This window comes from Collinsella aerofaciens, assembly GCF_028209885.1.
Lineage (GTDB): Bacteria > Actinomycetota > Coriobacteriia > Coriobacteriales > Coriobacteriaceae > Collinsella > Collinsella aerofaciens_BA.
The window spans coordinates 1-6781 of sequence record NZ_JAQLEM010000057.1 but is presented as its reverse complement, the minus strand read 5'-3'; the positions used below and the strand labels follow the sequence as shown (position 1 = coordinate 6781).

Annotated in this window: 9 protein-coding genes; 4 read left to right on the top strand and 5 right to left on the bottom strand. The window is 64.8% G+C overall.

Annotated features, from left to right (window positions below):
• Positions 1-183: 183 nt before the first annotated feature.
• Complete coding sequence (gene relB, locus PMX21_RS09780) at positions 184-420, top strand: type II toxin-antitoxin system RelB family antitoxin (RefSeq protein ID WP_084591886.1); 237 nt, start codon at positions 184-186, stop codon at positions 418-420.
• 25 nt (positions 421-445) lie between these two features.
• The gene (locus tag PMX21_RS09775; protein WP_232219801.1) at positions 446-676 is read left to right on the top strand and encodes a type II toxin-antitoxin system RelE family toxin; all 231 of its coding nucleotides are present in this window, start codon (positions 446-448) and stop codon (positions 674-676) included.
• A 51-nt stretch (positions 677-727) separates the two neighbouring features.
• On the opposite strand, the gene PMX21_RS09770 is transcribed toward PMX21_RS09775, so the two are convergent.
• The 3 genes from PMX21_RS09770 to PMX21_RS09760 form a co-directional block, all read right to left on the bottom strand.
• Positions 728-1294: a hypothetical protein gene (locus PMX21_RS09770; protein WP_271749015.1), complete on the bottom strand. Its 567-nt coding sequence runs from the start codon at positions 1292-1294 to the stop codon at positions 728-730.
• Positions 1287-1463, bottom strand: coding sequence for a hypothetical protein (locus PMX21_RS09765; RefSeq protein ID WP_156599998.1), 177 nt, complete (start codon positions 1461-1463; stop codon positions 1287-1289). Before PMX21_RS09765 ends, PMX21_RS09770 begins: the two co-directional genes overlap by 8 nt.
• Before the next feature lie 259 nt (positions 1464-1722).
• A complete protein-coding gene (locus tag PMX21_RS09760) occupies positions 1723-3273 on the bottom strand; it encodes a MobA/MobL family protein (protein ID WP_271759267.1) in 1551 nt (516 codons plus the stop codon).
• A gap of 306 nt (positions 3274-3579) precedes the next feature.
• Here PMX21_RS09760 and PMX21_RS09755 point away from each other — a divergent pair, with 306 nt between their 5' ends.
• Positions 3580-3909, top strand: coding sequence for a hypothetical protein (locus PMX21_RS09755; protein WP_271749013.1), 330 nt, complete (start codon positions 3580-3582; stop codon positions 3907-3909).
• Complete coding sequence (locus tag PMX21_RS09750) at positions 3906-4376, top strand: hypothetical protein (RefSeq protein ID WP_271749012.1); 471 nt, start codon at positions 3906-3908, stop codon at positions 4374-4376. Before PMX21_RS09755 ends, PMX21_RS09750 begins: the two co-directional genes overlap by 4 nt.
• Positions 4377-4422: 46 nt before the next feature.
• On the opposite strand, the gene PMX21_RS09745 is transcribed toward PMX21_RS09750, so the two are convergent.
• Positions 4423-4908: an HTH domain-containing protein gene (locus PMX21_RS09745; protein ID WP_271749011.1), complete on the bottom strand. Its 486-nt coding sequence runs from the start codon at positions 4906-4908 to the stop codon at positions 4423-4425.
• Complete coding sequence (locus tag PMX21_RS09740; protein WP_271759266.1) at positions 4889-6613, bottom strand: hypothetical protein; 1725 nt, start codon at positions 6611-6613, stop codon at positions 4889-4891. Before PMX21_RS09740 ends, PMX21_RS09745 begins: the two co-directional genes overlap by 20 nt.
• Positions 6614-6781: the final 168 nt, after the last annotated feature.

The window sequence follows — 6781 nt, the reverse complement described above, 5'->3', positions numbered from 1 at the left end:
GGGTCCGTGGAACCCGAGATCAGGGCCGCCCCCGAGGGCCAAGGCTCCGCCTTTACAGGACGTATATTATCAATACAGTTATTTTACACCCCTGCGGCCATCTGTATAACGTGTTTTACACCTATACGGCGAATGGTGTGCTAGAATGTATAACGTGTTATACAGATGATTGGGAGGTGCACCGTGGCAACTGCTACCGCGGCATTGAGGATGCCCGAGGACTTGGCAATCAGGTACGACCGTTTGGCGAAATCAACGGGACGCACGAAGACTTTCTACATGACAGAAGCGCTCGCTGCCGAGATTGACAGGCTTGAGTACGAATACGGCCTATTGAAGAAGGTCGAGGATTACCGGGCCGGCAGGCTTGAGACCGTGACGCTCGACGAGCTGGAGGAAAGCCTTGGCTTGGCGGATTGAGATCGACAAGGACGTCCAGCGTTCGATGAAGAAGCTGGACAAGCAGATCGCCAGGAGGATCGTGGCGAAACTTCATGAGATTTCACAGCTCGAAGACCCGAGAAGCATGGGAAAGGGATTGACCGAGAACAAGTCAGGTCTCTGGCGCTACAGGGTCGGTGACTATCGGATAGTCGCCGATATCGAGGACGATGTTCTCGTCATCCTTGTTGTCGATGTTGACCACCGAAGCAAGGTCTACAGGACTCGCAGGTAGGCGGGTCGACACCGCTAACGAAACGGGGAGGGGTTTTGACCCTCCCCGTTTTTACGCTTGCCACCACGGACGCCCATCGTACGGACGACCGTCGGGCAGCCTGTCGTACTCGCGCGGCCCCGTCTCCAGCAGCTCCTTGGCGCGGTCTGGGTCATAGCGCACATCCCAGGGAGAGCAGTAATACCATGCGGAATTGCCTCCGTATCGGGTAAGCCGCCACCGAGCTTCGGCAATCGGGACGAAGCCGAGATCGCACCACTGGTAGGCGGTGTGGTCGCGGCGGCCCTCCTGCAAGGTTTCCTCGTCGATGTGAGCCCCCCAACAATCGAGAAGGTCTTTGCGATGCTGTTCCGCGCGGGCGGCGCCCTCGATGCGCCCGCACTCATCGGCCTCGCGCTTCGCCTTGGCGTCGGCGCGGCGGCGGCGGTTGACCGCCTCGACGTCCTTTTTCGCCCAGGGGCGCGTCTGCTCGATGTTGTAGAACATCGCGGTCGTGTTTCCGTTCGGGGAGCGCCAAGTGCGCTCCACACCATTTCCGAGCTGGCCTTTCTTGACATGGCGGTGCTTCTTCTCCCACTGTGCCGCGGTGCGCAGCTCGACGCCGTCAATCTCAATCATGGCGGCTCACCTCCTTGGGCAGATCGCAGTCGAGGTATACGCGCACGTACCTGCTCTCGCCGCGGTTCGGGTACTCGCGGGAGCGCTCCAGAACGCACCCCGCCGCCTGCATCGCGTCGGCGATGCGCTGAACCTCGTCGGGCAGGCCCTCAAGACGAACCCTGACCATGACAACCTCCTTGCCTTGAACCCTGCGCCACCGTCCGTGGCGCAGCCTAAGCGTACGGCTCCGAAAAAGTCCGAAAAAGTCTAGTTATCGCAGGTCAGACGTGCCATCGCGCAGGCGCACATGCACGCGTATATTTACACGTGCGACCCCTCAAAAATATTTTTTCGCCAACCTCCGCGGCGACCGCGGGCGGCGGGATTGCCGCCGCGAACGGTCATGGCCATAGCCGGCGCCGATGTAGCTGAAGCTACCGCGGCGGCTAGTGCTTGTGGCCGCGGGGGCGTTTCTGTTCGGCCTGCGGCGGCTCGGGCTTGCGAGGCGCGGGGTCCTCGCCCGCGAGCCTGTCGCGCTCGTCGGCGAGGCGCTTGCGCTCGACCGCGAGCTCGGCGGCCTTGCGCAGGCTCGCGCCCAGCGCCGCGGGCGCGCCGCCGCGCTGCAGCTCGCGTATCTGCTCGTCGAGTGCCGCGATCTGCTCGTCGAGCTGGCCCAGCATCTCGGCCTTGGTGTCGGTCTGGTCGGCAGTCGCGGCAGTGACGCGCTGCTGGGCCTCAACCGCGGCCGCAGCGGTGGCCATGGCCACGCGGCGGCGCTTCGCGAGCGCGGCCTTGCGCTTGCGTTCGCCCTTCTTGGGACGCACGCGCCACGCCTGCTCGGCGGTGTTGCGCTGGCGCTCGAGCGCCGCGACCTCGTCGCGCAGCCGCTCAAGCTCGGCACCCTCCTGGCGCAATTCGGCGCGGAGAACGCGCAGGCGCTCGTTACGGGCCCTGATTTCATCGTTCTGCTTCACACGGTCGGCATGCCCGATCAGGCCGACGCCACCCTCGTGAATCGTCGGTTCCTCGGCCAGACCTCTTTCCTTATTACTGCGATGGTCGATGACCTGTGGCACAACGCCCGCCGCCGCGGCCGCGGCTGCCAGATGCCTGTTGGCGATTTTCGCCCAGGCCTCGCGCACCTCGTCCATCTCCTCGCGGCCCACGGCGTAGGCGCTCTGCCCCTCCCTGCGGTGCATCTGCACTGGCCTCTTGCTGGTCCTATCCTTGGTGCCAAGCCCCTCGGCCTTGGCCTGCTTCATGGTCCTGCGCTGGCCGTCCTCGAAGTTGTACAACTTTTGCCACCCCGCGGCCTTGGCCGACTTCCACTCCGTCGCGCGGATGGGTGCCTGCTGCCCATGTGCATCCTGGCACAGATACCAGCACTGCCCCTTCTCGGCCTTGGTCCTCTGGATGAAGCCCTGAGCGCCAAGGTCGAGCGCGGAGACGAGGACGTGAGCGTGGGGGTTCCCGCCGCTGCCGTCATCATGTATCGACCAGTCGCACGCCTTCGCGGGGAACATCCCGCAGAAGTCGCGCACGCAGGCGCGGCGCCCGTCCTCGTCGAGCTCGATCGGCAGCGCGAATTCGTAGCGTTTCGCGACGAGCGTCTTGCCGCCGCCGCCCTCGACCCAGACGCGCTCGGCCTCGTTCCAGAGCTCGCCGCGGCCCACGGGCGGGACGCCGGCGGGAAGGGCAAGGCCCTCGTCCAGGACGCGTTCCTTTCTGGCGTAGTCGCAGACCTCGCCCGTGCGCTCCTCTATGAGTGTCTGGCCTGACTGGTAGGCGGCCTTCTTGACGGCCCCCGCCCCGGTGGCAGGGGAGCAGCCGCGCACGTTCAGGTGATAGATAGCCATCGGTCGAGTTCCTTTCTTGGCAAAGGGCGCAGTCGCGCCCTGCGCAGCGGTGCTGGTGCCATGAGCCGCGGTCGGCAAATGGCGCTGGCAGCGCGGAGCGCAAGGGAGCGGGACGCGACCGCGCAGCGGTGCTGGTGCCATGAGCCGCGGTCGGCGAATGGCGCTGGCAGCGCGGAGCGCAAGGGAGCGGGACGCGACCGCGCAGCCCCTCCACCGTGGACGTGAGCCGCCCAAGGCGAACGGGCGCGATGGAGTGGGCGGAGAGCCGTCCGCAGGACCGCACGCCACGCTGGACTTTTGCCGCGGCAAAAGTACTGCGAAGTGCGCACTACCTCTGGTAGTGACGAGTCCCACTAGTGAAATTGTACGGCGCATTGGGGTAAACTTGCAAGTGAATGACACCCCACGACAAGCAAGGAGAACGGGCATGACGGAAGGAGAACGGGCATGACGGCATCCATCAGCGAGCAGATCGCGAAGAAGAGGGCGGCTGCGGAGAAGAAGGCCGCCGAGGCTGCGGCGATCAAGAAGGAGATCAGGAAGCTCGAGCAGAGGCAGGCGGCGGCCGAGCGCAAGGCGAGGACGCACCGCCTGGTCGAGGTTGGTGCCATCTTTGAACAGGCCACGGGCCTCACGTTCGACACCGAGGACAGCCGCGCCATCCTGTCCGAGGTCCTGAACCAGCGCCTGCGGTACAACGACGGCAGCACATCGACCCGAGGCGAGGACATCGCCGCGGCCTGCGGCAGCAGGCAGGGCGGGGGCCAGCAACAGTGAACGTGAAACTCTATTACGCGCCCGAGCGTGACACGGCGGGGCGCCCCGTAACCTACTCAGACGGAGGAAGGTTCGCCGGGTTCGTTCGCCGCGGCAGGATCGAGAGCTATTACACCAGGGCCGACGGCAGCGCAGCGATCACCATGGAATACTTGGGCGTCTCCCCTGACGGCCTGAAAGTCGAACTGTGGTCGGCACTTGAGGACGATCCCGGCGACGCACTCGACAGCCGCGCCGCCGCCTGCGGCGATGAGCGCGGGTACGCCGCGGCGTCTGAGGCCGCGGCGCGTACGACCTCAGACTCGCGCCAGTTCGTCCGCGCCCTGGCGGCGATGCCCGAGGAGCTGGCGGCGCAGGGCTACCGCGCGGCGGATCCATTCGACTTCTTCAACATCGCGGCGTCGACCCTGGGAATCTACCGCGTCGACGTCGACGGCGAGGTCTACTGGCCGGCAGGCGAGGAGTGACCGAGCGAAAAGGGCCCGCGAGTCGTTAAGAAACTCGCGGGCCCCGCTATTCTTGTCTCCCCGGCCCGAGCAGCTTCATGGCCATGCGGCCGCGGCGCCACCACGGCGTGGCCGCGATCGCCTGTTGGCGCTCGGCGAGCGATGCGAGCTTTCCGGCGAGCTCCGCGACCCTGGCGTTCGCCTCGGCGAGTTGCGCCTTGGCCTCGGCCTCGGCGCGGGCGGCGCGGTCGCGCTCGGCCGCAAGCGCCTCCATCAGCTCGGCGTTGCGGGACCGTTCGATTTCCAGTTGGGCGGCCAGGGAGTCAACCAGGGAGTCCGGGGCGGGTGCAGCGGGCGCGTCGGCTGGCTGGCGGGACGGTTTGCCGGGGTTCTTCAGGGCGTCGGCGATGGCCGCGGCGGCAAAGTCATCGAGAAAATCGGTGTTCCCGTTTCGTGAAACATGGTTTCCCAGTCCCAGCTTCTCGATGTAGTTCGCGACTGTGCGCTTTGAGACGCCCAGTTCAGACGCTATTTCACGCTTCGTTATGCCCATTGTTCAACCTATCGTCAATCGGGAATGTTTCCCGGGAAACATCGGGAAGTTTCACGGCGGTTCCCGATGATTTTACCTCGACCATCGCGGGGTTGTACAGCTCGTACAGATCATCCGGCTTCGGTTTTTCCGACTCGGCGGCGTCCTTCGGCACATCGCGCAACCACTTGATGACGGTCGGGCGTGAGATGCCGAGAGCACGGGCGATCTCACTATGGTTGGCGTCGGGGTGCGCCGCGGCGTATTCGCGGACGAGGTCGGCCTTTGGCTTTCGTCCATTGCCCTCGCGCCAGTTTGTGCCGTTGAACCTGTCATTGACCTCTTGGACAGCCCGGGCACCAGCAAGATGCACATCCTGCTTGCGCCCGTTCCTCTTGTTTTTCGGCAGCTCGATGGCGGTGCGCCGCTCTATGCGGTCGCGGGTGAGCTTATGGATGATGGGGTCGTAATACGACGCAATCGCGGCGAGCGCGTCATCCTCGGTGAAGTGGTTGTCCTCGCGCTCGGTCAGGTCCTCGAGCGTCGGCACGAGCGCGAGCGCGTCGGCCTCGAGCTCCTCGTACGGGATACCGCACTTCTTTGCGTACGCCGCGAGCACGTTCAGGCACCAGTAGCGGTGGTGGTCGGTGGCCTTCGTCTCGACCTCGCCGAGCCACCAGTCGTACAGGTCGCGCTTGCAGGTCCAGCGGCCGGGGGCCTTGCCCTCGACGATGCGCGCCTGGTACCACTCCGGCCAGAGCTTCTTGGCGCGCTCGATGGGCGTACGCCCGGCGGTGCGCATGAGCTCTATGAATTCGGCGCGGTCCTTGCCGCCACGGACCCCGGCGTATCCGAGCAGGTAATCCATGCTGCAGAGCCAAGGTTTCCCATCCTCGCCGTTGTGCACGAACGCCACGGCCTCGTACTTGTCCTTGATTTTCGATCTCTCGGTCTTGCCGTTCAGCTTCGTCGGGGTGCCGGGCATCCTGAAGGGCTGGTAGATGCCCTGGTGCTGGACGTCCTCGAGCGTCGAGACGGTGTCGCGCCAGATGTAGTCCGTGAGCATCGCCTTGAACTCCTGCAGAAATGGCACGACACGCGGCACCAGCGGGATCGGCTGGTCGAGGACGTAGTAGAGGTGGAAGCCCGTGCCCGAGTTCACGAGGAAGGTCGGTTGGGGGAGGGACACCCATTTGTCCGCGGCGAGCTTCGGGTCACGGCCGTTGCGGAACTGCTTGAGCATGTTCTTCAGCTCCTGCACGCCGACGCCGTCGAGGTCGATCGCGAACGCGTGCAGGAACCGGGCGTTCGCGGCAACGCGGCTCTTGCCGAAATACGACACGGGTGCGCAAAAGACGGACTCGTTCTTCCTGTTCGAGTCGACGACGCGCTCCTCAACTCCGTCGAGGTCGTCGGTCAGCGTGAACCGCTCGACCACGGGGACATCGTGCTCGATGCCCGTCTTGGTCTTGACCGTCTTGGTCCTGTTGGTGATCTGGATGGCGATGCCGTTGGGATGGCCGCCGCCCTTCTCGCGCCACGGGACCTCCTCGCCGCGGGGCTGCAGGAAGCCCTCGGGGAAGATGGTCCTCCAAAAATCGTACGGGCTGACCCATTCCCAGGACGGATAGTCGGACAGAAGGATGTCGTTCTTCTCTATGTAGGCATGGCGCTGGGCTGCCCACCAGGCGTCATCATGCCCGGGTTTCTTCTTGCGATCTGCCACTGAACACCATCCCCCATACCAGCCGCCCCCGAGGGCCAAGGCTCCGCCTTTACAGGACGTATATTATCAATACATTTATTTTACACCCCTTCGGCGAAAAAAATCGGGTCCGTGGAACCCGAGATCAGGGCCGCCCCCGAGGGCCAAGGCTCCGCCTTTACAGGACGT

Coding starts and splice junctions, on each gene's coding strand:
- PMX21_RS09775 (WP_232219801.1), top strand. CDS start 446: ATGAAGAAGCTGGACAAGCAGATCGCCAGGAGGATCGTGGCGAAACTT.
- PMX21_RS09770 (WP_271749015.1), bottom strand. CDS start 1,294: ATGATTGAGATTGACGGCGTCGAGCTGCGCACCGCGGCACAGTGGGAG.
- PMX21_RS09765 (WP_156599998.1), bottom strand. CDS start 1,463: ATGGTCAGGGTTCGTCTTGAGGGCCTGCCCGACGAGGTTCAGCGCATC.
- PMX21_RS09760 (WP_271759267.1), bottom strand. CDS start 3,273: ATGGCACCAGCACCGCTGCGCGGTCGCGTCCCGCTCCCTTGCGCTCCG.
- PMX21_RS09755 (WP_271749013.1), top strand. CDS start 3,580: ATGACGGCATCCATCAGCGAGCAGATCGCGAAGAAGAGGGCGGCTGCG.
- PMX21_RS09745 (WP_271749011.1), bottom strand. CDS start 4,908: ATGGGCATAACGAAGCGTGAAATAGCGTCTGAACTGGGCGTCTCAAAG.